Source organism: Polynucleobacter sphagniphilus, assembly GCF_001953355.1.
Taxonomy (GTDB): Bacteria; Pseudomonadota; Gammaproteobacteria; order Burkholderiales; family Burkholderiaceae; genus Polynucleobacter; species Polynucleobacter sphagniphilus.
The window spans coordinates 171937-197979 of the sequence record NZ_MPIY01000017.1 but is presented as its reverse complement, the minus strand read 5'-3'; the positions used below and the strand labels follow the sequence as shown (position 1 = coordinate 197979).

Genomic DNA, 26043 nt, shown 5'->3' with positions numbered 1-26043 from the left:
TCAATTGGGACTAGGAGCCCCATGCAAGATCCACTGTGTAAGCAAAGTTAAGTCTGAGTCGCTCAATTTACTATTGGCAGGCATCGGAACCACACCCCAAGAACCCACCCCACCATTGCGTATTTTATTTTTCAAAAAAGCAATTGCCTGCGGATTGTTTCTATACCTAAGAGCAACGTCTTGATAGCTTGGCCCCACTATTTTTTTAGACACTGCATGACAACCCAAACATGCATTTTTTTTAGCAATATCAAGTGCCATTTCAGTATCGTTGCTAGCGTGTGCTGAAGCGATAGATAAAAAGGCAGCTAGCGCGCAGACGCTTTTTTTTGCGATTGGCCAAGCGCCCATTGCTTTTTATTTGTTTACTGGCGGGCTGCTAGGCTGGGTATCGTCAGCCTTACCTTGCTTTTCTAGACGATTTTTTTCTGCGTCGGAAATAATGTCAAAGTAAGCAAAAACTTCTTTTACTCCATTTGTATTGCTCGCTACCTTCTTAGCTAAGGCAGCTTCATTCTGCGTCAATATTCCCATTAAATAAACATTTCCGCCCTCTGCAACAATTGCCATTGAGTTCGATGGCAATTGATCAGTAAAAATCATTTGGGTTTTAATTTTTGACTCAAGATAAGAGTCGCTCGCACGAGCGGTATAACTACTAATCGGCCCAACCACTAATTCATTAAATGAACTACGAGCATTCTTCATGCTCTTCACATAATCCCCGGCTTCATTTTTGATGCCATCGTCTTGCACCTCACCAGTCAGCAATACCTTTTGATTAAAGGAGGTGACATTAATATTTGCTTTGTCTCCAAAGCGCTTGTCCAATGCGTTCTCTGCCTGGAGCTCAATCCCTTTGTCAATTGCTTGCACGGCTGGCGTCCGACGATCTGCCATGATAGTAGCACCCGCTGTAACGCCGCCGACCGCAACAACAGCACATGCAGATAGCAGCGAGATGCATGAAGAGGCAATAACAAATTTAGTGATCGACTTGATGAACATGGGGATGCTTTCTATTAACGGGTCAATAATGTATTAGTCAAACATCAGGTGATCTACACCATCACATAAACCATGCAGCAGCACTAGATGGGTTTCTTGAATACGCGCAGTTCGACTAGAGGGAACACAAAGATGAATATCATCCTGATCGAGCAAGCTTGCAATTTTGCCACCACCATTTCCAGTGAAGGCGATCACCTTAATGCCCATTTTTTTAGCTGCCTCTATTGCCTTAATTACATTTTTAGAATTTCCTGATGTTGAAATCCCCAATAGGATGTCGCCTTCTTTTCCAAGCCCGCGCACTTGTTTGCTAAAAATTTCATCGTAGCTGTAATCATTTCCTACAGCAGTAAGAATCGATGAGTCTGTTGTCAAAGCAATAGCCGCCAGCTCTTGTCGCTCACGCTCAAATCGCCCAATTAATTCAGCCGCAAAATGTTGAGCATCTGCCGCTGATCCACCATTACCGCAAGCCATCACCTTCCCGCCGGATTGCAAACACTGTGCCATAGCCATTACGCCACGTGCAACAAGTTCAGGTAGTGTTTTCTCCGCCTCTTGCTTGACGGCAATGCTATCCAAGAAGTGTTGGGATGCGCGGATGCGCAAGCGTTCAATAGTTTCTTTATTCATAACAATATTATGCGCCAAAGTAGGGCGGTTTTACTTCTTATGCGTCTGCCTACAAAAAGCCACGTATGCTCTTATTAATTCGATCAATTAACACGCAAAGACGCACTATATGGAACTGAGCACTTTTGACTTTCTCAAGCAACAAGATCTCCCAGCGGGAGCGCTCTATATGGTTGCAACTCCCATTGGAAATTTAGGCGACATTACATTACGCGCCCTTCATGTCCTCAATGCAGTCGATGGCATTGCCTGTGAAGACACGCGTCATAGCGCCGCCTTATTGCAGCAATTTGGCATCCATAAAAAATGCATGGCACTTCACGAACACAATGAAGTGGAGGGAGCGCAAGCAGTTATTCAAAGCCTCAGAAACAATGAACGTTGGGCCTATATTTCTGATGCCGGCACGCCAGGCGTTTCTGATCCAGGCGCTAGATTAGTCAATGAAGTTCAAAAAGCCGGTTTTCGTGTCATTCCTATTCCAGGGGCTAGTGCGGTTTCTTCAGCAATTTCTGTTGGAGGCTCGGTGTTGTTGGGCTCTGAAGGGCGCTTTCAGTTTTTGGGCTTCTGGCCCAACAAGGCCAAAGATCGCGATGCGCTGCTTCACGAACTCAATGCCAGCACCAAAACAAGTATTTTCTTTGAATCGCCACACCACATTCGCGATACGCTGGCTGTGCTGGCAACAGCACTCCCATCTGATCGTCAAATCGTAGTCGGTAGGGAGCTCACCAAAAAATTTGAGCAAGTAGTTGCACTCAGTATTGGGGACATACCAAAATGGCTTGAGGATGCAGAAAGCCTCAAAGGTGAATTCGTACTTTTAATAGCAGGGCGCAAAGCAAATGATGGAGAGACTGCAGATCACGCCTCTTTACTGCTTTGGGCCAATGCCCTAAGTCCGTATTTGGGCAGCAAAGAGATTGCCGCGGTTCTCTCGCAAACCTTAGGGATATCTAAAAAAGAGGCCTATCAAGTTGCTTTAGATGCAAAGCCTCCTAGTGAGGAGCAATAAAAAAGCTGGCATATAGCCAGCCTTCTTATTGTGAATTGAAATACTATTTAGCAGCAGGGGCTGCTGGAGCCTTAGGCTCAGGGAACTTACCGCCTGCAGCAGTAGTCATATAAACCACTGCGCGCCCCAATTCGTAATCGCTCACATCATCTGGGCTTGAGCCGCCACGAGCTGGCATTGCATTTTTACCCTTGAGAACGGAAGTCATTAAAGCATCGTAGCCTTTAGCAATGCGTGGCGCCCAAGCGGCTGTATCGCCAAACTTAGGAGCCCCAGCAGCGCCAGTAGCATGGCAGGAAGAGCATACGGTTTTATATACCTCTTCACCGGTCTTCATTTCACGAGGCGCACTTGCATCATGAAAATTGAGCTGAGCCACGGGCTTAATCAGCTGGTCAGTTGATGGGCTTGAATCGGTCCGCTTGCCATTGTTAACAAAAACCATTAACAACAAAATAATGATCAATGGTACAAAAAAGCTGGCAAATACCATGATGATCAATTGTTTAGGGGACTTAATTAGTGTTCCGTGCTCGTTGCTCATAGGACTTTTATCGTTTGACGGTTTATAGGGTTACTTTGCGAAGATTATAACGAGTGCTTTAACTATAGGCACTTACAATAGCGAGGTAATCTTATTTATCGCCGGCGCCCGTAGCTCAGTGGATAGAGTATTGGCCTCCGAAGCCAAGGGTCGCAGGTTCGATTCCTGCCGGGCGCGCCAATAATAAGTAGGGGGGCTTTGACCTACATCATGCAGAAAATTGTGGAAAAGGCTATCATTTGCTCCTAAATTATTGATTCTTATCATGCCTAATCACTTAAATCCGACCCTTTCAGAACCGTCTATTGCCAATCCGTTGGCTCCTGATCTACCTTTGCCACATAGAAAGATCATTCGTAGTTGGCTCATCCCCATGGCTCAAGGTGAAACAGGCAGGGCATTGATGTTGCTCTTAATAGACGCCTCCTTATGGCTAGCCTGCATTGCTGGCACCGTTTTTGCAGAAAACATGCTGCTTAAGCTAGTCTTCGGTGTGGTAGCTGGTTTTGTAACTGGCAGAATTTTTATTTTGGGTCATGATGCTTGCCATCAAAGCTTCACCCCAAACCGCGAACTTAATAAAGTTCTTGGTCGAATTGCCTTTCTGCCATCCTTAACACCATATAGCCTATGGGATGTAGGGCACAACGTAGTGCACCATGGCCAAACCAATCTGAAGGGTTTTGACTTTGTTTGGGCGCCGCTCTCAAAAGCAGAATATGACGCCTTATCCCCGTCCCGCAAGGCCCTAGAGCATCTCTATCGTAGTGGTTGGGGGCCCGTTTTTTACTATTTAATTGAGATTTGGTGGAGAAGAGAGTACTTCCCAAATGCCCAAAATAAACCGGGCGATCGTCCCATCTTCCTCAAAGATAACCTACTGGTAAGCGCTTTTGCCATTGTTTGGATTGCCTGCCTCATTGCTGGAGCTCTCGCAACCGGCCAATCAGTATGGCTTGGTCTGATCATGGGATTTGCGGTTCCTTTCCTATTCTGGAATGGCATGATTGGCTTTGTAGTGTATGTTCACCACACTCATCCTTCGGTCTCTTGGTATGACAAAAAGTCCGAGTGGTTGCGCGCCCAACCTTTTGTTTCTACTACAGTGCACCTCACTTTTAACTGGATTTGGGGCGCACTAATGCACAACATTATGGAACACACTGCTCACCATGTAGACATGAGCGTACCCCTATACCGCCTTCAAGAAGCTCAAAATACCCTCGAAACTATCCTTCCTGAGCGTATTTTTGTTCAAAAGTTCTCATGGAGTTGGTATTTCGATACTGCTCGGAAGTGCAAACTCTATGACTTTGAAAACAAAGCATGGCTTGATTTTGATGGCAATAAAACAGCCGAATCAGTCAGGGTTGTATTGAGCCCAGCCCCAGCGGGACAAAACGGGTAAAATAGACACTCTGAATAAGATTTGCCTTACCCGGATTGCCCATGACTACCTCTACTCCAGCCGCCACCCAAGATACCTCTCAGAGCCTCAAGTTTTGTTCTTCTTGTAGCCGTGAAAAGCGCCTCGAAGGTGGGACCTGGATTCCAACTAGTAATCGCAAGCAACGCTGGATTTGTGCGAGCTGTCTTTACAATCGCACGCACCGCACTGGATCTGCTAAAACCTAATTCCTTACGCATTATCCCCAACATAGGGATTGCTTAATCGTTCCGCCCCAAAGGTAGACATTGGCCCATGGCCAGGAACAAACTGTACATCATCGCCCAAGGGCCACAATTTAGTTTTGATCGCATTAATTAAGTCTGCGTGATTACCTCGGGGGAAATCTGTTCTACCGATAGAGCCCGCAAACAGGACATCGCCGACTAGTGCCAGGCGATCTTCTTTATCAAAAAATACAACATGCCCAGGCGTATGTCCGGGGCAGTGAAAGACCTCTAAATCAACATTACCGACTTTTACATGATCACCATCATTGAGCCAGCGATCAGGCTCGAAGACTTTGGCATGCCCAAATCCAAACCGCTCCGTTTGCTCTGGTAGTTGATCAATCCAAAAACGTTCATCAATTTGCGGGCCCTCGATTGGCACATGCAACTGCTCAGACAAGTCTTTAGCCGCCGCACAATGGTCTAAGTGCCCATGGGTAAGCAAAATCTTTTTCACAGTACCACCCATTTGCTTTACGCCTTCCAAAATCTTTGGGATATTGCCACCTGGATCAACAATGGCCGCGTCTCCAGTCTCCTGACAAACCAGAATCGAGCAGTTTTGCTCAAATGGGGTAACGGGAACTATTCCTAATTTGATCGGCATATAAGCTGGCTCTCGTATAAATACAATGGTTGTTTATGGGAGTAAAGATAAAATATTCTTAAAGGATAAAACATGAACGCCCAAGAAACATTTAAATTTGCTCAAACCCATGAATGGTCATCCCTAGAGGACGACGGTCTTGTGTGGGTTGGCGTTAGCAATCATGCGCAAGAGGCTCTTGGAGATGTGATGTTTTTTCAAGCACCCAAACTAGGGCAAGTCGTTAAGCAAGGGGAGGCGATTGCGGTAATTGAATCTGTTAAGGCTGCTAGCGACATCCATGCACCCGTCAGCGGTGAAATTGTGGCTTTAAATCAGGCGCTTGAGTCCTCGCCTGAAATAGTAAATCAAGCACCATACTCAACTTGGCTTTTTAAAATTAAACCGGGCGCAGAGCTTGCTGCAGAACTACTGAATTTATTGGATGCTCCGACTTACAGTAGCACTGCTGGCGCCTAAAGACCCACTTAAATTGCAATTGGGTCGCGCTCAACCAACCATCGAATGCGCGATACCTTGCTAATGCGTCCCTGAGATTGTTGGCGTAAATCGCGGTCAATATTTTCTAGGATTTCTTGTAATAGTTTTCGATTGGTAGACTCTATTACCAGTTGTGCGCGCTCTGACCCAGCCACGCGCATGACTGTTTTGGGAACCGGATCGTATACATATACATCTATGGGCACCATCCCATGCTGCTTAAGGCGCGCCTTCAATTCATTTAAGAAACCAATCGCCTTCTCGAGACTTTTTGCCTCAGCATGAACCAAGCCTTGATAAGTAAAAGGGGGTAGTTTTGCTTCATCTCGCTCACGCGCGATGTAAGCCATAAATCCATCCACATCATGCCTGAGCAAATACTGAAATACTGGTGCCTCTGGATACTGTGTTTCTATATAAATATCTCCACCATCCTCTCCCTCGGCGCCAGCTCTTCCCGCTCGCCCGGCAACCTGTACTAGCTGCGCAAATAATCTTTCAGCAGCCCGAAAGTCTGCTGAATAGAGTCTAGCATCTGCATCCAAAACAGCAACCAATCCTATGTTTTGATAATCATGGCCCTTCGCAATCATTTGTGTGCCAACTACAATATCGACATTGCCATCGTGTATTTCCTGAAAGAGCTCTTCTGCACCTTTACTCTTTCTGCTAGAGTCTGCATCCACACGCAGCACCCTGGCTTGTGGCCACATCTCCTCAATACTATCTTCCAGCTTTTGCGTTCCCTGTCCAAGGGTTTTCAGATCTGCATTTCCACAATCGGGACAAAACTGCGGTATTGATTTAACCAATCCACAATGATGACAATTTAATACAGACCTTTTTCCTAATGCTCCTGGCTTATGCATCACCATATATGAAGAACATTGCGAGCACTTTGATAACCAATTACAACTACTGCAACTAAGTACCGGCGCGTATCCTCTGCGATTAATCAGAATTAAGCTTTGCTTTTGCTCTTGATAATTTTTGCTAATTGCCTGAGCAAGCGTTTTACTAATCAGGCTTTTCGTCTTTGGGGCACCTTGGTCTCCTGGGCTATATTGATTGCGAGGATCACGGGTGTTAATTAGATGCACCCTGGGCAACTTAGCCCCTTGGGCACGTTGATCCAAGCGAATATATTCATATCGCCCCGCCTTGGCAGCAATCCAAGTCTCTAAAGAAGGGGTGGCTGAAGAAAGTACGATTGGGAGCTGCCCATCATGCGCGCGCCATATTGCCAAGTCCCTTGCTGAGTATCTGGTTCCCTCTTGTTGCTTATAGCTTGTATCGTGCTCCTCGTCGACCACGATTGCTTTTAAATTTGGCATTGGTGTTAAAGCAGCCAATCTTGTTCCCAAAATAATTTGTGCTTTACCTGTCATTGCCTCATACCAAGCAATACCGCGCTTCTTTTCTGTTACACCGCTATGCAAGACTGCCATGATCTTATCTGGGAAATAGGCACGCACACGTCTTTCTAGTTGCGGCGTTAAATTGATTTCCGGAACCAGCAACAGCACTTGCGCATCTTTTTCCTCCAAAATCCCGCTGATCCAATTTAGAAATACTGCGGTCTTACCACTGCCAGTTTGACCCTGGAGCAAAATCGTGCGGAACTTGGTTCCAGAGTTGCTAGGATTGTTTAGGGCCTCTAATGCTTTTTTTTGCTCTGCATTTAATTGTTCAGCTGTAATGAATCCTTCTTTTTGAGAGCCTATTGCCTTTGGATTTTTCTTTCTTGCCTCATTTATTTTGTCTACATTTTTCTTCCATGAATCTGCTTTTTTCCACATCTGTGGGATTGTTGGAAGAATAGTTTCACCAAGCGTATGGACGTAGTACTGACTAGCGAAGTTTATCAAACGCAGCAGCGCTAAATTGAGTGGAGGTAGGGGCGACACCTTGTCAACATACTTTATTTTGTCGATTTGATAATCAGAGTGTGCACTTACTTTTATTACCACTGCAATTTCTTGCCCACGCCCAAAGGGCACTTCAATAATTTGGCCAACCTGAGGAAGCGCTCCCAACTGTTTTGCGTCCCAAAGATAGTCAAACCCTTGAGATAAGGGCTTATCAACTACCACTTGGACAACTATGGGATCTGGCATTTTTTTACTTCAATTTTCGCTTTAGCTTGTGGATAACTCTGTGGATATCATCAGCTTATTCTATTATCGGGACCGCTTTGAAAAATTGAAGTTTTTAAGGGAAACCCCTAATTATTCAATTTTATTGAATAAAAACAATGTGTTAGAGGCACAACTAAAAGAGCAATCTAATCATTTCTCTCAATCTTACTGAATTTAAATCATGTCACATAATTGTGCATAACTTTGAACGCCTCTTTTGCCCAAAGTTAGCAAACACTTGGCGTTAGTGCTTTGATCTAAGGGTTTTTGATTTAGATATCACAGCATCAGCAAGGGCAGTGACGCTTTCTGGAGGTGTAAATTGTGAAATGCCATGACCTAAATTAAAGATGTGGCCATCTAAAGGATGCAGTCCTGGCTTTAAAGCGGGCGCGGCAGCCAAGTCGTCTAATAGAGCATGGACCTGATCAGCAATTTGTTTTGGTTCTGAAAAAAGAATTAAGGGATCGAGATTGCCTTGAATTGCCAAGGGCTTATTTAGTGAGAGCAATTGTTTGCGTGCCCGGCTTAATGAAATAGTCCAATCGAGCGCAATCACATCCGCCCCAACTTGCGCCATATCGTTAAGCCAGATGGCGCCGCCTTTAGTAAACATAATGACAGGAATTTTTCTGCCGTTATATTCGCGTGGCAGTAGATCAATCACTTTTTTCATCGATGCCAAAGACATTTTTTGATACCAGCCGTCCGGGAGCATTCCACCCCAAGTATCAAAAATCATTAGAGCTTGTGCACCAGCTTTGACTTGCTCAATTAAATAACTAGCCACTGATTGAGCGTTGATATCGAGAATATGTTGCAATAAATCAGGGCGACTAAACATCATGGTTTTGGCATGACGAAAATCGTCCGAGCTCGAGCCATCAATCATGTAGCAAGCTAAAGTCCAAGGGCTTCCTGAGAAACCAATTAATGGAACACGTTGCTTGCCATCTTGAATTAACGCTTTACGAATTTCTGAGACAGCATCAAATACATACTGCAGCTGACTCATATCAGCAACACGTAATTTTTTTACCGCATCTTCCGTGCGCAGGGGGTGATCAAAGCTAGGCCCTTCACCAGTGGTGAACTTAAGCCCCAGCCCCATAGCATCGGGGATGGTCAAGATATCCGAAAATAGAATAGCTGCATCCAAGGGGTAGCGGTCCAGCGGTTGGAGCGTTACTTCGGTTGCATATGCTGGATTTTTTGCTAGACCTAAAAAACTCCCGGCCTTAGCACGCGTTGCATTGTATTCTGGGAGATATCTACCGGCCTGTCGCATGAGCCAAAGCGGAGTTTGATCTACCGCTTCGCCCAGGCAGGCTCGTAGAAACCGGTCGTTTAACAACAAGGAATAGACCGGTTCTTACTTTTTACGACGGAAACGTGCAATGGCAGCCAACTGAGCGGCTGCTACTGCAAACTCAGATTGAGCCAAGGCCATATCAAAATCGCTGGTGCGGTTTTGCATTGCCTCTTCGGCACGCTTTTTAGCTTCTGTTGCTTTAGCTTCATCGAGATCGTGACCACGAATCGCAGTATCTGCTAAAACAGTGACGCGATCTGGCTGAACCTCTAAATAGCCGCCCGCTACGAAAACAAATTCTTCATCACCATCGGCCTTTTCAATACGAACAGAACCGGGACGAATACGTGTAATCAAAGGGGTGTGGCCGCGCAAAATACCGAGCTCACCACTTTCGCCTGGAAGAGCCACAAACTTAGCCTCCCCACTAAAAATGGATTGCTCAGCACTTACTACATCGACGCGTATGGTTGACATAATTTCCCTAGATGAATTCGATTAAAGCTTCTTGGCTTTCTCAATGGCTTCATCAATTGAACCCACCATGTAGAACGCTTGCTCAGGCAGGTGATCCAATTCACCGCTGCAGATCATTTTGAAACCACGGATGGTTTCTTTCAAAGGAACATATTTGCCTGGTGAACCAGTAAATACTTCTGCAACGTGGAAAGGTTGTGACAAGAAACGCTGAATCTTACGAGCACGTGATACAGCCAATTTGTCTTCTGGTGACAATTCGTCCATACCTAAAATCGCAATAATGTCGCGTAATTCTTTGTAACGCTGCAATGTCATTTGAACATCACGCGCGACTTCATAGTGCTCTTGACCAACCACTTGTGGGTCTAACTGACGGCTAGTTGAATCAAGTGGGTCAACCGCAGGGTAGATACCCAATGCAGCGATGTCACGCGACAACACAACTGTAGAGTCTAAGTGCAAGAAGGTGGTAGCAGGAGATGGGTCAGTCAAGTCATCCGCAGGAACGTAAACGGCCTGAATAGATGTTACAGAACCAGTCTTAGTGGAAGTAATACGCTCTTGCAACTTGCCCATCTCTTCTGCCAATGTAGGCTGATAACCCACAGCGGATGGCATACGGCCCAGCAAAGCTGATACTTCAGTACCGGCCAGCGTGTAACGGTAAATGTTGTCAACGAAGAACAAAATGTCACGGCCTTCATCACGAAAAGCTTCGGCCATTGTCAAACCAGTTAACGCAACGCGCAAACGGTTGCCAGGTGGCTCATTCATCTGACCGAAAACCATGGCAACCTTATCGATCACGTTTGATTCTTTCATCTCATGATAGAAGTCATTACCTTCACGAGTACGCTCACCAACACCAGCAAACACCGACAAACCTGAGTGTTGTTTAGCGATGTTATTAATTAATTCCATCATGTTCACGGTCTTACCAACACCCGCACCACCGAACAAGCCAACCTTACCGCCTTTAGCGAATGGGCAAACTAAGTCGATCACCTTAATACCAGTCTCTAGCAAGTCGACTGAAGGGGATAGTTCATCAAACTTCGGTGCTGGCTGGTGAATCGCACGACGCTCTTCTGTTGCAATCGGGCCTGCATCATCAATTGGGCGACCCAATACATCCATGATGCGACCAAGTGTAGCTGGGCCAACAGGAACAGAAATTGGCTTGCCTGTGGAGGCGACTTCCATGCCGCGACGCAAACCGTCGCTGGCGCCCATGGCAATTGCACGTACAACGCCATCGCCAATTTGTTGCTGAACTTCAAAAGTTAAACCTTTTTCAGCGAATGATTTTTCACCACTCTCAACCAATGTCAACGCATCATAAATGCTTGGCATTTTGTCGCGTGGAAACTGAATATCCACCACTGGACCAATACACTGCACGATCTTTCCGTTACTCATCGCATCTCTCCGCTTTCAATTCCTAAATTCTTTCGTATTTCTAAACGCTGACTGCTTAAACCGCAGCCGCTCCACCAACAATCTCTGACAACTCTTTGGTAATAGCAGCCTGTCGTGTCTTGTTGTAATCCAATTGCAATTCGCCGATAACGTTCTTAGCGTTATCTGAAGCAGCCTTCATGGAGACCATGCGAGCAGACTGCTCGGAGGCCATGTTCTCTGCAACAGCTTGATAGATCATTGCTTCTACGTAGCGCTTTAGGAGTCCATTCAAAATGGACTCAGCATCAGGCTCATAAATGTAATCCCAAGAATTACCAGTCTTATCCTCTGGGGCAATAGCTGCTGGCTCCAATGGCAATAGCTTTTCTAAAACAGGTTCTTGCTTCATTGCATTTACAAAGCGGGTATAAGCTAAGTAAACAGCATCAATTTCACCATTCTCAAATGCTTCTAATTGGGCCGTAATTGCCCCAATCAAGGTATCCATGTGTGGGGTGTCACCCAACTGGATTGTTTGAGAAATTAATTTTGCTTTTGAACGATTTAAAAACTGCAATCCCTTGGAACCAATCGCAGTGTAAGCAACACCGATATTGGCCTCTTGGAAATCGCGCACCTGGTTTGCAATCAAACGCAATACATTGGTATTCAAACCGCCGCATAAACCTTTGTCTGTAGTGACCAAAATAGTGCCAACTTTCTTCACTTCACGAGTTGCCATGTAAGCAGGGCGGAACTCAGGATTAGCTTTAGAAAGGTTGGCCACAATTTCACGAATTTTTTCGGCATAAGGGCGCGCATTACGCATGCGCTCCTGGGCGCGGCGCATCTTGGATGCGGCGACCATTTCCATTGCCTTCGTGATCTTGCGCGTGTTTTGCACGCTCTTGATCTTTGATCGTATCTCTTTTGTGCTTGCCATGATTTATGCGGGCCCTCTTAGAAAGAGGCTGAACGCTTGTAATCCTCAATCGCGGCACGCAAAGCAGCTTCGTCATCTTTGCTCAAGTCTTTAGTCTCTTCAATACGCGCAACCAAATCTGCATATTTAGATTTCAAATGATCTTGTAAGCCTTTTTCGAATGCCAATACGTTTTTGACTTCGAGGTCATCAAAGTAGCCATTGTTCACAGCAAATAAAGAAGCCGCCATTTCCCAAACCTGCAAAGGCTTGTATTGAGCCTGCTTACACAATTCAGTAACACGGCGACCACGCTCAAGCTGCTTACGAGTAGCTTCATCAAGGTCGGAGGCAAACTGCGCAAACGCAGCCAACTCACGATATTGAGCTAAGTCAGTACGAATACCGCCTGATAACTTTTTAATCACTTTAGTTTGAGCTGCACCACCAACGCGAGAAACAGAAATACCAGCGTTAATCGCAGGACGCACACCAGCATTAAACAAGTCAGTTTCCAAGAAGATCTGACCGTCAGTAATCGAAATGACGTTGGTTGGAACGAAAGCAGAGACGTCGCCAGCTTGAGTTTCAATAATCGGCAGAGCGGTTAAGGAACCGGTCTTGCCTTTTACTGCGCCATTTGTAAATTTCTCAACATATTCAGCATTTACACGAGCAGCGCGCTCAAGCAAACGTGAGTGGAGATAGAAAACGTCGCCAGGATATGCTTCGCGGCCCGGTGGACGGCGCAATAGCAAAGAAATCTGACGGTATGCAACCGCTTGTTTTGTTAAATCGTCATACACGATCAAAGCATCTTCACCGCGATCACGGAAGTATTCACCCATAGTGCAACCAGCATATGCAGAGAGGTACTGCATTGCAGCAGACTCAGAGGCACTTGCTGCAACAACAACGGTGTACTCCATCGCACCCAACTCTGTGAGCTTGCGCACAACGTTGGCAATAGTAGAAGCTTTTTGACCAATAGCAACGTAAACGCAATAAACGCCTTTACCTTTTTGGTTAATGATCGCATCAACTGCAACAGCGGTTTTACCAGTTTGACGATCGCCAATGATTAACTCGCGCTGACCACGACCAATAGGAACCATCGCATCAATCGCCTTCAAACCAGTTTGTACCGGCTGGCTGACGGACTGACGAGCGATCACGCCTGGCGCAACCTTTTCAATGAAGTCGGTTAACTTGGTATTAATTGGGCCTTTACCATCGATCGGTTGACCGAGCGCGTTTACAACGCGGCCAAGCAACTCTGGACCAACCGGAACTTCCAAAATACGACCAGTACATTTAACTGGATCGCCTTCTTTAATGTGGGTGTATTCACCCAATACCACAGCACCAACTGAATCACGCTCAAGGTTCAACGCGAGGCCGATAGTGTTGTTAGGAAATTCCAACATTTCGCCCTGCATCACACCAGACAAGCCATGTACACGGCAAATACCGTCGGTCACTGAAATAACAGTGCCTTCGTTGCGAAGCTGGGAATCAACACCCATTTCGCTAATTCGGCTTTTGATCAGCTCGCTGATCTCGGAAGGGTTGAGTTGCATTACTTACTCCTGGGTCTTATTTCGTATGTTCTTAATAGGGATAACTTATGCGCCAAGACTTGCTTGCATTTGAGCTAACCGTGCTTTGACAGAACTATCCATCACTTCATCGCCAACTTGAATACGCACTCCGCCTATCAACGCTGGGTCTACTTGAATAGTTGGGCGCAATTCTTTACCCCCAAAACGCTTCTTCAAACTTGACAACAAATCCGTTAATGCAGCACCCTCTAAAGGGAACGCACTAGTAATCATTACTTCTGATGCACCTTCGCTTTGATTCTTCATTTCCTCAAATTGACGTGCAATTTCAGGAATGGCGGACAAGCGATGGTTTTGATTCACTAGACTCAAAAAGCTAGAGATCTTGCCGTCTAGTTTGGTCTTGACCATGCCGGAAAGCAATTTGCTTAAATCATCAGCCGAAACTTTTGGGTTATTTGACAACACAGCCACTTCTGGCAATACAGCAAGCTGTGCCAGTTCGTTTAACTGCTCCAAAGAACTGGCAAGCTCAGCAGGCGCTGCACTTTCAAAAAGTGCTTCGGCATAAGGGCGCGCAATAGTGGCTAATTCAGCCATATCAAAGCTCTGCCTTTAGTTGGTCAAGCAATGCACCGTGCGTTTTTGCATCAACTTCGCGACGCAAAATTTGCTCGGCACCTTTTACAGCCAACACAGCTACTTCAGCGCGCAATACTTCGCGTGCACGGGTAATCTGTTGGTCTGCTTCTTGTTTAGCTTGAGAAATAATACGAGCAGCCTCTGCTTGTGCGTTGGCACGAATTTCTTCGGCAGACATTTGCGCACGTTTTTCTGCTTCAGCTACACGTTGCACACCTTCTTGGCGTGCTTTGGTTAATTCTTGCTCTGCGACATTATTTGCCAATGCGAGAGCTTCTTTTCCGCGCTCGGCCGCAGCCAAACCATCAGCAATTTTGGTTGAGCGTTCATCCAATGCCTTAACCAGGGGTGGCCACACAAAGCGTGCAACTACCCACCATAAGACAAAGAAGACGATCATTTGCGCGAATAGGGTCGCGTTCAGATTCACGATATTCCTTTCAGTATTGTTGAGAACGGTTGGATGACTCTAGGCCATCCACGCCAAAACAATTACTTAATAACTGCGAGCAGTGGGTTTGCGAAAGCAAACAACATTGCAACACCAACGCCGATCAAGAACGCAGCGTCGATCAAACCAGCCAAGAGGAACATCTTAGTTTGGAGTGGCTCCATCAATTCTGGCTGACGTGCGCAAGCTTCAATGTATTTACCGCCCATCAATGCGATACCCAAACAGGCACCAATAGCGCCCAAACCAATGATGATACCGATACAGATAGCTGTTGAACCTTGAATAGTTGCGAGATGTTCCATGTTGCTGACTCCTGAAGTTAAAAGAGGTAAGTTAAAAATAAAATCTTAGTGATGGCTATGTGCTTGCCCGATGTAAACCAAGGTCAACATCATGAAAATGAAAGCTTGCAACAAAATAACCAAAATGTGGAAGATGGCCCAGGCTGAACCTGCAATAACATGGCCCACCAATCCGAACAGGGTTAAATCTAAGTTAAAGGTCCAAACGCTACCCAATAATGCGATCAATAAAAAGACCAATTCTCCGGCATACATATTGCCAAAAAGTCGCATACCCAATGACACGCCTTTGGCAAGGTACTCAATGATATTTAGAGCCAAGTTGAAAGGCGCCAGATACCATTTCGCACCAAATGGTGCAGAGATCAACTCGTGCAGGAAGCCACCAAAGCCTTTGACTTTGAAACTATAGAAAAATACCAACACCAATACTGACAGAGACATGCCCATCGTGGCATTTAAATCGGTGGTTGGCACAAGGCGGTTATGCGGAACGTGGCCACCAAAATTACCAATGAACTGGTTTACGCCCAAAACCCAATCTACCGGGATTAAATCTAAAGTATTGAGAAGGATGATCCAAAAGAAAACAAATAAAGCTAATGGCGCAATGAAAGTGCGGTCGCCATGAACAATACTTTTCGCTTGGGCATCCACCATCTCAACAATCATTTCAACCAAACACTGAAAACGACCTGGGACACCTGGGGTTGCACGACGTGCAGCAATCAATAGAACGAAAACTGCGATAAGACCCATTAATGAGGCCCAAAAGATGGTGTCTAAATTGATAACACTGAAATCAACAATGGATGCCTGATGTGCACCCGTGCTTGTTAGGTTTTGTAAATGCTCGGAAATGTACGCCGTTGGCGTCATTTTCTCGATTGCCTCGTGGGCTTGGTTTACTTCGCTAGACATCTCTTAACTAGTCCTTTGTTCAATCTCAGTTGTTACTACTAGCGCTTACTTAGCGCCTTAAATACACCAACCACATACATTTCAAGGCAAGAAAGTAGGTCACCAACAAGGGGACCCATGCTATGCCAGGAACGAGATAAGCAATTCCTAAAAACAGCATTAAGGTGGTGGCAATTTTAATAAATTCGCCCGTGACCAATGCTGCCAAAAACCCTTCTGGTTTTAATTTCGACGTCTTTTTTGCCAACTCCAGTCGTACTAAAAACAATCCTGTAGGCAAGACGCTAATTAAACCACCGAGAAAGGCCGACTGAGTATAAAGGCTTACCCCTACAGACCCTCCAAAAACTGCCCAAGCAACCATACTGACCATCGTTACCAAGGTCTGCGCAGCCACTACTTTCCAAGGCGATACTGGGGGGTATTTATTTGCGTTGTTTTGCTGCAACGCAATAATTTCCGCCTTACTGTAGGCCCGAATATATTCTTCTTCTGGCTCATCCCACTCATTTGCCTTGGAAAATTGATTTTTTTGAGGAATCAATTTAGCCCCGAGAGTTTAATGTGTGCACTGCAATAGGTCAAATGTTTTGGGCTCTTTTTCATTTAAAACTACTCCTGAACACCCAGTTTTCTTAACAAAGAATCGAGCTCATCAAATTGGCTAAAACGAATCCTGAGCTCCCCACCCCTGCCTTTAAACTTAAATTCCGCATTTAAGCCTATTACATCTGCAATTTCTTGGGATAAACGGCGCATATCCGGATCTCGGGATGGCGAATGCGCCCCCTCTTTACTTTTTGCTTTTTTGTCGCCGATTTGACCCCCAGCCAAAGCTAAGGCTGCAGCCATTCTCTCCGCTTCGCGGACCGATAAACCTTGGGCGGCTATTCTCTGAGCCAAAGCAACTTGGCTGGCACCAGGCAAAGGCAGCAGGGCGCGAGCATGGCCCATATCAATTTCGCCAGCCAGCAACATCGCTTGCACTGGTTTTGCCAATTGAATCAGGCGCAACAAATTAGAAATGGCGCTGCGTGATTTACCAACCGCTTTGGCAGCCTGTTCATGGGTAAAACCAAACTCTTCAATGAGCCTAGCCAATCCCTGTGACTCCTCTAAAGGATTCAAATCTTGGCGCTGCATATTTTCTACTAAAGCCATCGCTGCAGCTGCTTGATCATCAGCACCCGAAACCAGAACAGGAACCTCTTTCAATCCGGCCAGGGTTGCTGCTCTAAAGCGACGCTCTCCCGCAATAATTTCATACTTTCCTGCGCCTACCAATCGAACCAACAGTGGCTGCATTACACCTTGCTCACGAATACTTTCGGCAAGCTCCTGCAGTGGACCCGCATCCATCTTTTGTCGCGGTTGATATTTACCAGCCTGCAATGCCGTCAATGGCAAACGGTTAATTTCAACCTGAGCTTGGGTTGTAGCTTTGTCACCAAGCAATGCCTCTAAACCGCGGCCCAAACCTTTTTTCTTAATAGCAACCATAATTTTTTAATATCTTCCTAGTGTTTGCAGTTGATTAATGCGCTCAATCATTTCAGCGCCAAACTCTAAATACGCCTTTGCTCCGCGCGATGACTTGTCAAATGCAACGCCAGGAAGCCCATAAGATGGGGCCTCAGCCAATCTGACGTTACGAGGAATAATGGTTTTAAAAACCTTGTCGCCAAAGTGTTCAAGCAATTGCTCAGACACTTGCTGCTGCAAAGTCATCCGAGCATCAAACATCACACGCAGCAAGCCAATGATCATGAGGTCTGGATTTAAATTTGCATGAACTTGTTTAATCGTATTGACCAAATCGGACAAACCTTCCAATGCAAAATACTCGCACTGCATTGGCACAATCACTCCGTTAGCAGCGCACAATCCATTCAAGGTTAAAAGAGAAAGTGCTGGCGGACAATCAATCAAAATAAAATCGTAATCATCGGCGACTGCAGCAAGTGCATTCTTCAGCCTTTGCTCTCGTAATTCCAAATCAACCAATTCGATTTCCGCACCCGCCAAATCACGATTTGCTGGCAACACATCAAAGCCGGAGCTTTCACAAGTTTTTGCGCACTCCTTCACTGTTGCAAGCCCAATTAATACTTGATAAACGCTCGTAGTTAAATCTGTTTTTTCAATGCCTGAGCCCATAGTTGCGTTCCCTTGTGGATCAAGGTCAACCAGTAAAACGCGTTGCTGATGCCCAGCCAATCCAGCGGCCAAGTTAACAGCTGTAGTTGTTTTACCAACACCGCCTTTTTGATTTGCAATACAAAATATTTTTGCCATGGATAGATTTTTTTATTCAGAGAGGGTGGGTGATATTTTTATGGGGCTCAACACTAAAAGTCTGCGTTCGACCGTTGTATGAGGGATATGCAGAGGGATATCGGCAATGAGTTGCCATTGACTCAGATTGACATCTTGCATCTCTTCATCAGCTCGTTTTGATTTCATAGCAAACACCAATCCGTTGGGCTTTAACAGTGGCAAAGAAAGCTCTAAAAATCGAGCTAAGTTCGTAAACGCCCTGGAAATTACGGCATCAAATACGCCTGATTGCTGCACCGCAACAACTTCTACGCGCTCACTCAAGACCGTGATGTTGTGCAGCTTTAATTTCCCACGAATATGCTGCAAAAATGCAGTCTTTTTTCGCACAGCCTCAATTAAGGTGAGCCGCCACTCTGGTTGCAATATGGCAATAGGTATTGCAGGCAGACCGCCACCTGAGCCCAAGTCCGCAATGAGGGGGTTTGGGCCTTCTAAAAACCGCCTCATTACAGGCAAAACCGCAATAGAATCAATGAGATGAAGTTTGATAGATTCACTTTCACCCTCGATTGCCGTCAAGTTATGCACCTGGTTCCACCGGCCCATTTCATGAAGAAATATATCTAAATCAGCAATATTTTCAGGGCCTAGATTGAGACCCAGATCCTCTATTCCAAGAGCGATCAAGCCCTCACTCACACCGACTCCTGGGTTCTGCCCAAGCCCTTTTTAAGGTGCACCAGCAACAAAGATAATGCAGCAGGCGTCACACCCGAAATTCTTCCGGCCTGACCTAAAGTGCTTGGCTTATGGAAGTTCAGTTTTTGCTGCACTTCTTTTGATAATCCCAGCACCTGGGTATAGTCCAAAAACTCCGAGAGCGGGAAACTTTCGTTGTGCTCTTGGCGGGCAATTTCAACCGCTTGCCGATCTATATATCCCTGGTACTTAACCGAAATCTCAACCTGATCACTAATTTGTTGGGCCAAACCAAGGTCATCATCCAGAACCCCCGCAGACCACTCACCCCCCGCGAGCGATGTAAGCGCATCGTAGCTAACGCCAGGGCGCCTCAAAATCTCAGCCAAACTACACTCATGAGATAAGTCTTGTCCAAGCAGTTCAGATACCGCTTTGGCAACCTCATGCTTTGGGCCAACCCAAATTTCTTGTAGACGGGCTGTTTCACGTGAAACAGCCTCTTGTTTCCTGCAGAAGACTTCCCAACGATAATCATCCACCAAACCAAGATTTCTGCCTATTTCAGTTAGGCGTAAGTCGGCATTGTCTTCGCGCAAACTTAAACGATACTCTGCGCGACTTGTAAACATACGGTAGGGCTCTTGAACACCCCTAGTAATGAGATCGTCCACTAGAACCCCAATATAGGACTCACTTCGCTTAGGAATCCAAGGCTCTTTTCCTTTTGCAGCCAAACCAGCATTGATTCCAGCCAACATGCCTTGTGCTGCAGCCTCTTCATATCCGGTTGTGCCATTAATTTGACCGGCAAAATACAAACCTGAAATTACCTTGGTTTCTAGGCTGTGTCGCAGTTGGCGCGGATCAAAATAATCGTACTCAATAGCATAGCCAGGACAAACGATGACCGCCGACTCCATTCCACGAATGCTTCTAACCAGATCCCACTGAACATCAAAGGGCAAACTGGTTGAAATACCATTGGGATAAAACTCGTTTGTAGTTAAGCCCTCTGGCTCCAAAAAGATCTGGTGACTATTTCGGGAGGCAAAACGATGAATCTTGTCCTCAATAGAAGGGCAATAGCGCGGCCCAACACCCTCAATGACGCCTGTATACATTGGCGAACGATCGAGACCACCGCGAATAATTTCATGGGTTTTCTCATTAGTATGAGAAATCCAGCACGGAACCTGTCTTGGATGATTTTCTGGCCTACCCAAATAAGAAAACACCGGCAAGGGATCCAGATCGCCCGGCTGTTCCAACATTACCGAAAAATCAATCGTTCTACCGTCAATTCTGGGTGGGGTTCCCGTCTTTAATCTGCCCTGGGGGAGCTTTAATTCTTTCAGGCGAGCTGAAAGCGATATTGCAGCAGGATCGCCAGCACGGCCACCCGCATAATTATTTAAACCAACATGAATCTTGCCATCCAAAAAGGTGCCTGCGGTTAAAACCACCTTCTTGGCAAAAAATTCTAGGCCCATTTGGGTTAAGACACCACAAACCTCATCGCCAACCACTATTAAATCATCCACAGCAGCTTGAAATAAGCTTAAGTTGTCTTGATTTTCCAAGCGGCGACGAATTGCTGCCTTATACAAAACTCGATCGCCTTGAGCACGAGTTGCGCGGACTGCAGGGCCTTTGCTGGAATTTAATATCCTAAACTGTATTCCCGCCTCATCCGTTGCTGCTGCCATGGCGCCGCCCATGGCATCAATTTCCTTTACTAGATGACCTTTGCCAATTCCACCTATAGATGGATTACAGCTCATTGCACCGAGATTTTCGATGCTATGGGTAATTAATAACGTATCGCAGCCCATACGAGCTGCAGCAAGGGCGGCTTCAGTCCCAGCGTGTCCGCCACCAACAACTATGACATCGAAACTTTTTGAATAACGCATGATTTGCCTCTGATAGGGCGATGATCATAGCATTTTGTTTGTTTCACGTGAAACAAAGCTTGAAAAATTATGTAGTCCCATGGTAATAAGCTTCATAAGTTATTGATTTAATTGATTATTTTGTAAATGTGCAATAACCTACATGCATCCCTAAACCGGGCGTGGAGATCCAACTTGTCCAAATAAAACAGAGCCTGAGAAGAAATCTATTGTTAATTAGTGGCTATACAATCAAAAAATGGATCTATCACTATCACCAAAACTATTAGAGCTGCAGGAAAAGACGCGATCATTCATAAAAGATCAAATCACTCCCTTTGAAAATGATCCACGCCAAAGTGAGCACGGGCCTTCTGATGAATTACGCAAAGAGCTTATTGAGCTAGCGCGCAAGGCGGGTCTACTGACACCACACGCATCAGTTGAAATGGGCGGGCTTGGTCTTAGTCATATTGAGAAAGCAATTGTCTTTGAAGAGTCCGGCTATTCAAGTTTGGGGCCAATCGCAATGAATATTCACGCTCCTGATGAGGGAAATATTCATTTGCTAGAGGAGATTGCCACGCCTGAACAAAAAGAACGTTGGCTCAGGCCTTTAGTTGCAGGTAAGGCCCGCTCTTGTTTTGCAATGACAGAACCGTCGCCCGGTGCAGGCTCAGATCCCTCGATGCTGAGCACAACAGCAACCAAGGATGGCGATGATTACATCATCAACGGTACAAAGTGGTTTATCACCGGCGCTGATGGCGCTGATTTTGTAATCATCATGGCGCGCCTGGATGATGGCAGTGCAACCATGTTTCTCTCAGACATGAATGCCCCTGGAATTGAGTTGCTTAGAAATATGGATGCGCTTGATAGCTGCTTTACAGGTGGGCATGGCGTCCTGCAGTTCACAAATCTGCGCATTCCGGGCAATCAAATATTAGGTGAGCTAGGTAAGGGATTTAAAAATGCTCAGGTTCGTTTAGCGCCGGCACGTTTAACGCATTGCATGCGCTGGTTGGGTCAAGCACGACGCGCGCAAGATATTGCGATTGCTTATGCAAAACGACGTCAAGCTTTTGGAAAAACCCTAGGAGAGCATGAGGGTGTTGGCTTCATGATTGCAGACAACAATATGGACCTGCACACTTCACGACTACATATATGGGACACCGCATTACTATTAGATCGGGGTGAACGTGGCAACTTCGAATCTAGTCGAGCTAAGGTAATTTGCTCAGAAGCAGAGTGGCGGGTGGTGGATCGCTGTGTACAAATTTTGGGCGGTCAAGGCGTCACCGGGGAAACCCAGTTGATGAAAATCTTTAAAGATATGCGCGGATTCAGAATCTATGATGGTCCAAGTGAAGTGCATCGCTGGAGCATGGCTCGCAAACTAATTGGAAATAAATAAATTGATGGTGCTTGAGCAACTTTTTAAGTTAGAGAATAAGACGGCGCTCATTACTGGAGCATCCAGTGGTATTGGCAAACACTCCGCTTTATTGCTTGCTCAGGCCGGGGCGAGGGTGGCAGTTGCATCACGTCGCATTAGTCAACTAGAGACTACTGTTCGCGAGATTGAGGATCTTGGTGGACAAGCCAAAGCCTTTGAGTTGGATGTCACAAATAAAAAGAGTGTTGTTCGGTGTTTTGATCAAATTCTTGAGTGGTCACTGCCAAGCATCATTATCAATAATGCGGGTGTTAGTAGCACAGGAAAATTACTTGATCACACTGAGGAAGATTGGGATCGGGTGATGGACACCAATTTAAAGGGATCTTGGCTAGTTGCAACAGAAGCAGCAAGAAGGTTGATAGCTGCAAACTCATCAGGAAGCATTGTTAATATTGCATCGATTTTGGGGGAGCGCGTCATTGGTGGCGCAGCCCCTTATGTAATCTCAAAAGCGGGGGTCATTCAAAGTACCAAGGTGATGGCGCTTGAATTAGCGCGCCATCAAATTCGAGTGAACGCACTCTTGCCAGGATATGTGATCACCGATCTCAATCGAGAGTTTTTAGTAAGTGATGCAGGGCAAAAAATATTGCCCCGCATACCTTCGCGACGATTTAATGAGCTGGATGACTTAAATGGCCCCTTGTTGTTACTAGCATCAGATGCTAGTAAAGCCATGAGCGGTTCCACCATTGCAGTAGATGGCGGCCACCTAGTAAGTGGTCTCTAAAAAACGATTAAGCATGAACATGACGAATGTCTCCTTTCAAGAAGCTCTTGCGCATTATTTAAAAGATATTGGTCTTGTTAATGGCCCGATAGAGTTGAGTCAGCTCACTGGCGGTCAATCAAATCCCACCTACAAAATCAGCAGCGGCAATGATCACTTTGTGCTCAGAAAGAAGCCGGCAGGCGTTCTACTTCCATCAGCGCATGCTGTTGATCGAGAGTACAGGGTCATGAAAGCATTGGCCAACAGCGCAGTGCCTGTGCCGAAGATGTTGGCTTATTGCAAAGATGAAAATGTGATTGGTACGGCATTTTTCATCATGGAGTTTTTAGATGGGCGCGTATTCATAGACCAATCATTACTAGGGCTAAGTGCGGATGAGCGCAGTGCCATCTATTGCGAAATGAATAAAACCATCGCAGCTATTCATCAACTTGATTATGTGGCGCTAGGATTGGAAAGCTTTGGTAAGCCTGGCAATTACTTTTCTCGACAGGTTGCCCGCTGGTCTCGTCAGGTGCGCGAAGCCAATATTCCCATTCCAGACTCGTTAAACAGATTAATAGATTGGTTACCCGAACACATCCCCAGTGAAGATGAAACCACCCTCATTCATGGTGACTTTCGTATGGATAATTTGGTGTTTCATCATTCCGAAGCGCGGGTCATTGGGGTCTTGGATTGGGAGCTATCAACCCTAGGAAACCCGCTGGCAGATTTTTCCTATCAATGTATGGCCTGGCGCATCCCCCCCAGTTTGTGGCGCGGTATAGCGGGGCTTGATTTCAGCTCGCTCGGAATTCCAAGTGAATCAGAATATATCGCCATGTATGAAAAACAAATTGGACGGCCAGTGGTTGAGCATTGGCCATTCTTGATGGCGTACAACTTATTTCGTATTGCCGCAATTTTGCATGGTATTGCGAAACGTGCAATGGATGGCAATGCCAATGCGAGTGATGCTGTTGAAAACGGCAAAAAGGCTGGGGCACTTGCAGATATTGGTTGGGCGTGCGCCCAGCAAAAATAGTTATTTCTGTTTAATAAAGAGGCCAACCAGGCCACGACGAAATGCCATTACACAGAAAACAAATATCAATCCTGTCACGATCGTGACGGACTCGCCCAGTGAGTTAAACCAAGCAACGCCGGTTACTTGAGATAAAAAGCTACCAATCTCACCAACTCGATGCTCAAGCAACACAATTACCAGCGCACCCACAAATGGACCAAGCATGGTCCCTACACCACCAACCAATGTCATCAAAATCACAAGGCCCGACATTGTCCAATGTGCATCAGTGAGAGTCTCAAAACCCAAGACCAATGCTTGAGTGCTGCCAGCCAAACCAGCAAGCGCTGCAGATAAGATAAACACCAAAAACTTAAAACGATTTACGTTGTAACCCAAAGAAATTGCACGCGGCTCATTTTCTTTAATTGCCTTAAGGATCTGGCCAAAGGGTGAAGAAATAATTCGCTTGATAAATAAAAATCCAGCTACAGTAAGACATAAAACCAAATAATATAAATTCAGATCATTCTGCAGATTAATTAAACCAAATAAATCACCACGCGGGATACCCTGAAAACCATCCTCACCCCCAGACGCTGGCACCTGCACACAAACAAAGTAAAACATTTGCGCAAGCGCGAGAGTAATCATGGAAAAATAAATACCTTGACGTCTAATTGCTAAACCCCCAATCAGGGCGCCTAAAGCGGCAGCAAATAAAACGGCAATGGTAATTCCTATGGCGGGACCAACACCCATGTCCCGCATAAAGTAACCTGCGCAATAGCCAGCTCCACCAAAGAAGGCGGCATGACCAAAGGATAAAAGACCTGTATATCCAAGCAGTAGATTAAATGCTGCCGCAAATAGAGCAAAACACAAAATCTTCATCAAAAATATTGGATAGAAGAAATGCGGCAACGCTATTGCGATACCAATTGAAGCCAGAAGAATAATGGGTTTGGCTAACTTCATTTTTCACGTCCAAACAAACCTGCCGGCCTAAACAATAAAACAATCACCATAATCGCGAAGACTACAGTGCTCGATGCCTGTGGATAAAACACTTTGGTAAGCCCCTCTACCAAGCCCAAACCTAAACCAGTAAGAATGGATCCCATAATGGATCCCATTCCACCAATTACAACCACAGCAAAAACGGTAATGATCAGATTGGAGCCCATTAAAGGGGAGATTTGAATGATAGGCGCTGCAAGCACACCAGAAAACGCGGCGAGCGCAACGCCAAAACCATAGGTTAAGGTTGTCATTAGTGGAAAGTTCACACCAAATGCTTGAACCAGTTTTGGATTTTCTGTTCCAGCGCGCAAATAAGAACCGATACTGGTTTTTTCAATGACGTACCAAGTAACAAAGCACACCGTCAAAGACGAGAAAACCGCCCAGGCGCGATAGTTTGGCAGAACCATAAAGCCCAAGTCCGTTGCTCCACTTAACAACTCGGGAGTACTGTAAGCAAGACCCGATGCGCCATAAATCGATCGCAAAACACCCTCTATAAAAAGCGTTAAACCGAAAGTTAACAGCAAGCCATAAAGATGGTCTAGTTGATAAAGACGCCGTAAAAATAAGCGCTCAATCACAATGCCTAGAAGACCAACAATGAATGGTGCCAGTAAAAGCATTACCCAATAGTTAATTTCAAAATATTGCCCAGCCATCCAGGTGACAATCGCACCCAACATGAACATAGCCCCATGTGAAAAATTGATCACATTTAAAAGGCCGAAAATAATAGCAAGCCCTAAACTGAGGACAGCATAAAAGCTACCGTTAACCAACCCCAAAAGGAGTTGGCTTAACAGAGCGGAAGTGGAGAGGCCGAAAATTTCCAAGA

At 45.7% G+C, this 26043-nt stretch carries 29 protein-coding genes and 1 tRNA gene; 7 read left to right on the top strand and 23 right to left on the bottom strand.

Features of this window, described 5'->3' with window-relative positions:
- Genes BOQ04_RS09740 through BOQ04_RS09730 form a run of 3 tightly spaced genes read right to left on the bottom strand, consistent with a single transcriptional unit; the run spans position 1 to position 1644 of the window.
- Entirely contained in the window at positions 1–351 is a 351-nt protein-coding gene (locus BOQ04_RS09740; RefSeq protein ID WP_076024534.1) for a c-type cytochrome, read from the bottom strand.
- A 6-nt stretch (positions 352–357) separates the two neighbouring features.
- Positions 358–1008: a BON domain-containing protein gene (locus BOQ04_RS09735; protein ID WP_076024533.1), complete on the bottom strand. Its 651-nt coding sequence runs from the start codon at positions 1006–1008 to the stop codon at positions 358–360.
- 33 nt (positions 1009–1041) lie between these two features.
- Positions 1042–1644 carry a phosphoheptose isomerase gene (locus tag BOQ04_RS09730; RefSeq protein ID WP_076024532.1) on the bottom strand — a complete coding sequence of 201 codons (603 nt, stop codon included), beginning with the start codon at positions 1642–1644 and terminating at the stop codon, positions 1042–1044.
- Between the two features lie 109 nt (positions 1645–1753).
- Here BOQ04_RS09730 and rsmI point away from each other — a divergent pair, with 109 nt between their 5' ends.
- A complete protein-coding gene (gene rsmI, locus BOQ04_RS09725; protein WP_076024531.1) occupies positions 1754–2659 on the top strand; it encodes a 16S rRNA (cytidine(1402)-2'-O)-methyltransferase in 906 nt (301 codons plus the stop codon).
- 43 nt (positions 2660–2702) lie between these two features.
- On the opposite strand, the gene BOQ04_RS09720 is transcribed toward rsmI, so the two are convergent.
- Positions 2703–3203, bottom strand: a complete 501-nt coding sequence (locus tag BOQ04_RS09720) for a c-type cytochrome (RefSeq protein ID WP_076024530.1) — start codon at positions 3201–3203, stop codon at positions 2703–2705.
- 104 nt (positions 3204–3307) lie between these two features.
- Between BOQ04_RS09720 and BOQ04_RS09715 the strand changes: the two genes are divergently transcribed.
- A tRNA-Arg gene (locus BOQ04_RS09715) sits at positions 3308–3383 on the top strand.
- An 85-nt stretch (positions 3384–3468) separates the two neighbouring features.
- Positions 3469–4611 carry a fatty acid desaturase gene (locus BOQ04_RS09710; RefSeq protein WP_076024529.1) on the top strand — a complete coding sequence of 381 codons (1143 nt, stop codon included), beginning with the start codon at positions 3469–3471 and terminating at the stop codon, positions 4609–4611.
- 26 nt (positions 4612–4637) lie between these two features.
- Here BOQ04_RS09710 and BOQ04_RS09705 read toward each other — a convergent pair whose 3' ends face one another.
- Positions 4638–4850, bottom strand: coding sequence for a hypothetical protein (locus BOQ04_RS09705; RefSeq protein ID WP_143742191.1), 213 nt, complete (start codon positions 4848–4850; stop codon positions 4638–4640).
- Entirely contained in the window at positions 4843–5487 is a 645-nt protein-coding gene (locus BOQ04_RS09700; protein WP_425334243.1) for an MBL fold metallo-hydrolase, read from the bottom strand. The genes BOQ04_RS09705 and BOQ04_RS09700 overlap by 8 nt, the downstream gene beginning before the upstream one ends.
- A 72-nt stretch (positions 5488–5559) precedes the next feature.
- Here BOQ04_RS09700 and gcvH point away from each other — a divergent pair, with 72 nt between their 5' ends.
- The gene (gene gcvH, locus BOQ04_RS09695) at positions 5560–5946 is read left to right on the top strand and encodes a glycine cleavage system protein GcvH (RefSeq protein WP_076024527.1); all 387 of its coding nucleotides are present in this window, start codon (positions 5560–5562) and stop codon (positions 5944–5946) included.
- A gap of 8 nt (positions 5947–5954) precedes the next feature.
- Here the strand turns inward: gcvH and priA are convergent, their stop codons facing one another.
- The 15 genes from priA to mnmG form a co-directional block, all read right to left on the bottom strand.
- A complete protein-coding gene (gene priA / locus BOQ04_RS09690; protein ID WP_076024526.1) occupies positions 5955–8084 on the bottom strand; it encodes a replication restart helicase PriA in 2130 nt (709 codons plus the stop codon).
- Positions 8085–8349: 265 nt separating this feature from the next.
- Positions 8350–9462, bottom strand: a complete 1113-nt coding sequence (gene hemE / locus BOQ04_RS09685; RefSeq protein ID WP_076024525.1) for a uroporphyrinogen decarboxylase — start codon at positions 9460–9462, stop codon at positions 8350–8352.
- A gap of 15 nt (positions 9463–9477) precedes the next feature.
- Positions 9478–9894 (bottom strand): F0F1 ATP synthase subunit epsilon, encoded by a 417-nt coding sequence (locus tag BOQ04_RS09680; RefSeq protein WP_076024524.1) that lies wholly within the window; start codon positions 9892–9894, stop codon positions 9478–9480.
- Positions 9895–9915: 21 nt separating this feature from the next.
- Positions 9916–11316: a F0F1 ATP synthase subunit beta gene (gene atpD, locus BOQ04_RS09675; RefSeq protein WP_076024523.1), complete on the bottom strand. Its 1401-nt coding sequence runs from the start codon at positions 11314–11316 to the stop codon at positions 9916–9918.
- 55 nt (positions 11317–11371) lie between these two features.
- Positions 11372–12241 (bottom strand): F0F1 ATP synthase subunit gamma, encoded by an 870-nt coding sequence (gene atpG, locus BOQ04_RS09670; protein ID WP_076024522.1) that lies wholly within the window; start codon positions 12239–12241, stop codon positions 11372–11374.
- Between the two features lie 17 nt (positions 12242–12258).
- Complete coding sequence (atpA, locus tag BOQ04_RS09665; RefSeq protein WP_076024521.1) at positions 12259–13800, bottom strand: F0F1 ATP synthase subunit alpha; 1542 nt, start codon at positions 13798–13800, stop codon at positions 12259–12261.
- 45 nt (positions 13801–13845) lie between these two features.
- Positions 13846–14382, bottom strand: a complete 537-nt coding sequence (locus BOQ04_RS09660; protein ID WP_076024520.1) for a F0F1 ATP synthase subunit delta — start codon at positions 14380–14382, stop codon at positions 13846–13848.
- Position 14383: 1 nt separating this feature from the next.
- Complete coding sequence (locus BOQ04_RS09655) at positions 14384–14854, bottom strand: F0F1 ATP synthase subunit B (RefSeq protein ID WP_076024519.1); 471 nt, start codon at positions 14852–14854, stop codon at positions 14384–14386.
- Between the two features lie 62 nt (positions 14855–14916).
- Positions 14917–15180, bottom strand: a complete 264-nt coding sequence (gene atpE / locus BOQ04_RS09650; protein WP_076024518.1) for a F0F1 ATP synthase subunit C — start codon at positions 15178–15180, stop codon at positions 14917–14919.
- 45 nt (positions 15181–15225) lie between these two features.
- Positions 15226–16101, bottom strand: coding sequence for a F0F1 ATP synthase subunit A (gene atpB / locus BOQ04_RS09645; protein WP_076024517.1), 876 nt, complete (start codon positions 16099–16101; stop codon positions 15226–15228).
- A gap of 49 nt (positions 16102–16150) precedes the next feature.
- The gene (locus BOQ04_RS09640; RefSeq protein WP_076024516.1) at positions 16151–16645 is read right to left on the bottom strand and encodes an ATP synthase subunit I; all 495 of its coding nucleotides are present in this window, start codon (positions 16643–16645) and stop codon (positions 16151–16153) included.
- Between the two features lie 68 nt (positions 16646–16713).
- A complete protein-coding gene (locus BOQ04_RS09635) occupies positions 16714–17601 on the bottom strand; it encodes a ParB/RepB/Spo0J family partition protein (protein ID WP_076024515.1) in 888 nt (295 codons plus the stop codon).
- Positions 17602–17607: 6 nt separating this feature from the next.
- On the bottom strand, positions 17608–18396 hold the full coding sequence (locus BOQ04_RS09630; RefSeq protein WP_076024514.1) for a ParA family protein: 789 nt from the start codon (positions 18394–18396) through the stop codon (positions 17608–17610).
- Positions 18397–18408: 12 nt separating this feature from the next.
- On the bottom strand, positions 18409–19080 hold the full coding sequence (gene rsmG / locus BOQ04_RS09625; RefSeq protein WP_076024513.1) for a 16S rRNA (guanine(527)-N(7))-methyltransferase RsmG: 672 nt from the start codon (positions 19078–19080) through the stop codon (positions 18409–18411).
- Positions 19077–20996 (bottom strand): tRNA uridine-5-carboxymethylaminomethyl(34) synthesis enzyme MnmG, encoded by a 1920-nt coding sequence (gene mnmG, locus BOQ04_RS09620; RefSeq protein ID WP_076024512.1) that lies wholly within the window; start codon positions 20994–20996, stop codon positions 19077–19079. Before mnmG ends, rsmG begins: the two co-directional genes overlap by 4 nt.
- A gap of 238 nt (positions 20997–21234) precedes the next feature.
- Between mnmG and BOQ04_RS09615 the strand changes: the two genes are divergently transcribed.
- From BOQ04_RS09615 to BOQ04_RS09605, 3 genes are read left to right on the top strand one after another with little or no spacing between them, the layout of a single operon-like run.
- Positions 21235–22395: an acyl-CoA dehydrogenase family protein gene (locus BOQ04_RS09615; protein WP_076024511.1), complete on the top strand. Its 1161-nt coding sequence runs from the start codon at positions 21235–21237 to the stop codon at positions 22393–22395.
- A 4-nt stretch (positions 22396–22399) separates the two neighbouring features.
- The gene (locus BOQ04_RS09610; RefSeq protein ID WP_076024510.1) at positions 22400–23170 is read left to right on the top strand and encodes an SDR family NAD(P)-dependent oxidoreductase; all 771 of its coding nucleotides are present in this window, start codon (positions 22400–22402) and stop codon (positions 23168–23170) included.
- A 19-nt stretch (positions 23171–23189) separates the two neighbouring features.
- Complete coding sequence (locus tag BOQ04_RS09605; protein ID WP_420875850.1) at positions 23190–24200, top strand: phosphotransferase family protein; 1011 nt, start codon at positions 23190–23192, stop codon at positions 24198–24200.
- On the opposite strand, the gene BOQ04_RS09600 is transcribed toward BOQ04_RS09605, so the two are convergent.
- Both BOQ04_RS09600 and BOQ04_RS09595 read right to left on the bottom strand, forming a co-directional pair.
- Positions 24201–25160: a branched-chain amino acid ABC transporter permease gene (locus tag BOQ04_RS09600; protein WP_076024508.1), complete on the bottom strand. Its 960-nt coding sequence runs from the start codon at positions 25158–25160 to the stop codon at positions 24201–24203. It abuts the gene before it with no gap.
- A complete protein-coding gene (locus tag BOQ04_RS09595; protein WP_076024507.1) occupies positions 25157–26041 on the bottom strand; it encodes a branched-chain amino acid ABC transporter permease in 885 nt (294 codons plus the stop codon). Before BOQ04_RS09595 ends, BOQ04_RS09600 begins: the two co-directional genes overlap by 4 nt.
- Between the last annotated feature and the right edge of the window lie 2 nt (positions 26042–26043).

Excerpts from the sequence above, each read along its gene's own strand:
- BOQ04_RS09740 (WP_076024534.1), bottom strand. The coding sequence starts at position 351 with ATGGGCGCTTGGCCAATCGCAAAAAAAAGCGTCTGCGCGCTAGCTGCC.
- BOQ04_RS09735 (WP_076024533.1), bottom strand. The coding sequence starts at position 1,008 with ATGTTCATCAAGTCGATCACTAAATTTGTTATTGCCTCTTCATGCATC.
- BOQ04_RS09730 (WP_076024532.1), bottom strand. The coding sequence starts at position 1,644 with ATGAATAAAGAAACTATTGAACGCTTGCGCATCCGCGCATCCCAACAC.
- rsmI (WP_076024531.1), top strand. The coding sequence starts at position 1,754 with ATGGAACTGAGCACTTTTGACTTTCTCAAGCAACAAGATCTCCCAGCG.
- BOQ04_RS09720 (WP_076024530.1), bottom strand. The coding sequence starts at position 3,203 with ATGAGCAACGAGCACGGAACACTAATTAAGTCCCCTAAACAATTGATC.
- BOQ04_RS09710 (WP_076024529.1), top strand. The coding sequence starts at position 3,469 with ATGCCTAATCACTTAAATCCGACCCTTTCAGAACCGTCTATTGCCAAT.
- BOQ04_RS09705 (WP_143742191.1), bottom strand. The coding sequence starts at position 4,850 with ATGCGTAAGGAATTAGGTTTTAGCAGATCCAGTGCGGTGCGTGCGATT.
- BOQ04_RS09700 (WP_425334243.1), bottom strand. The coding sequence starts at position 5,487 with ATGCCGATCAAATTAGGAATAGTTCCCGTTACCCCATTTGAGCAAAAC.
- gcvH (WP_076024527.1), top strand. The coding sequence starts at position 5,560 with ATGAACGCCCAAGAAACATTTAAATTTGCTCAAACCCATGAATGGTCA.
- priA (WP_076024526.1), bottom strand. The coding sequence starts at position 8,084 with ATGCCAGATCCCATAGTTGTCCAAGTGGTAGTTGATAAGCCCTTATCT.
- BOQ04_RS09680 (WP_076024524.1), bottom strand. The coding sequence starts at position 9,894 with ATGTCAACCATACGCGTCGATGTAGTAAGTGCTGAGCAATCCATTTTT.
- atpD (WP_076024523.1), bottom strand. The coding sequence starts at position 11,316 with ATGAGTAACGGAAAGATCGTGCAGTGTATTGGTCCAGTGGTGGATATT.
- atpG (WP_076024522.1), bottom strand. The coding sequence starts at position 12,241 with ATGGCAAGCACAAAAGAGATACGATCAAAGATCAAGAGCGTGCAAAAC.
- atpA (WP_076024521.1), bottom strand. The coding sequence starts at position 13,800 with ATGCAACTCAACCCTTCCGAGATCAGCGAGCTGATCAAAAGCCGAATT.
- BOQ04_RS09660 (WP_076024520.1), bottom strand. The coding sequence starts at position 14,382 with ATGGCTGAATTAGCCACTATTGCGCGCCCTTATGCCGAAGCACTTTTT.
- atpE (WP_076024518.1), bottom strand. The coding sequence starts at position 15,180 with ATGGAACATCTCGCAACTATTCAAGGTTCAACAGCTATCTGTATCGGT.
- atpB (WP_076024517.1), bottom strand. The coding sequence starts at position 16,101 with ATGTCTAGCGAAGTAAACCAAGCCCACGAGGCAATCGAGAAAATGACG.
- BOQ04_RS09635 (WP_076024515.1), bottom strand. The coding sequence starts at position 17,601 with ATGGTTGCTATTAAGAAAAAAGGTTTGGGCCGCGGTTTAGAGGCATTG.
- BOQ04_RS09630 (WP_076024514.1), bottom strand. The coding sequence starts at position 18,396 with ATGGCAAAAATATTTTGTATTGCAAATCAAAAAGGCGGTGTTGGTAAA.
- mnmG (WP_076024512.1), bottom strand. The coding sequence starts at position 20,996 with ATGCGTTATTCAAAAAGTTTCGATGTCATAGTTGTTGGTGGCGGACAC.
- BOQ04_RS09615 (WP_076024511.1), top strand. The coding sequence starts at position 21,235 with ATGGATCTATCACTATCACCAAAACTATTAGAGCTGCAGGAAAAGACG.
- BOQ04_RS09610 (WP_076024510.1), top strand. The coding sequence starts at position 22,400 with ATGGTGCTTGAGCAACTTTTTAAGTTAGAGAATAAGACGGCGCTCATT.
- BOQ04_RS09605 (WP_420875850.1), top strand. The coding sequence starts at position 23,190 with ATGACGAATGTCTCCTTTCAAGAAGCTCTTGCGCATTATTTAAAAGAT.
- BOQ04_RS09600 (WP_076024508.1), bottom strand. The coding sequence starts at position 25,160 with ATGAAGTTAGCCAAACCCATTATTCTTCTGGCTTCAATTGGTATCGCA.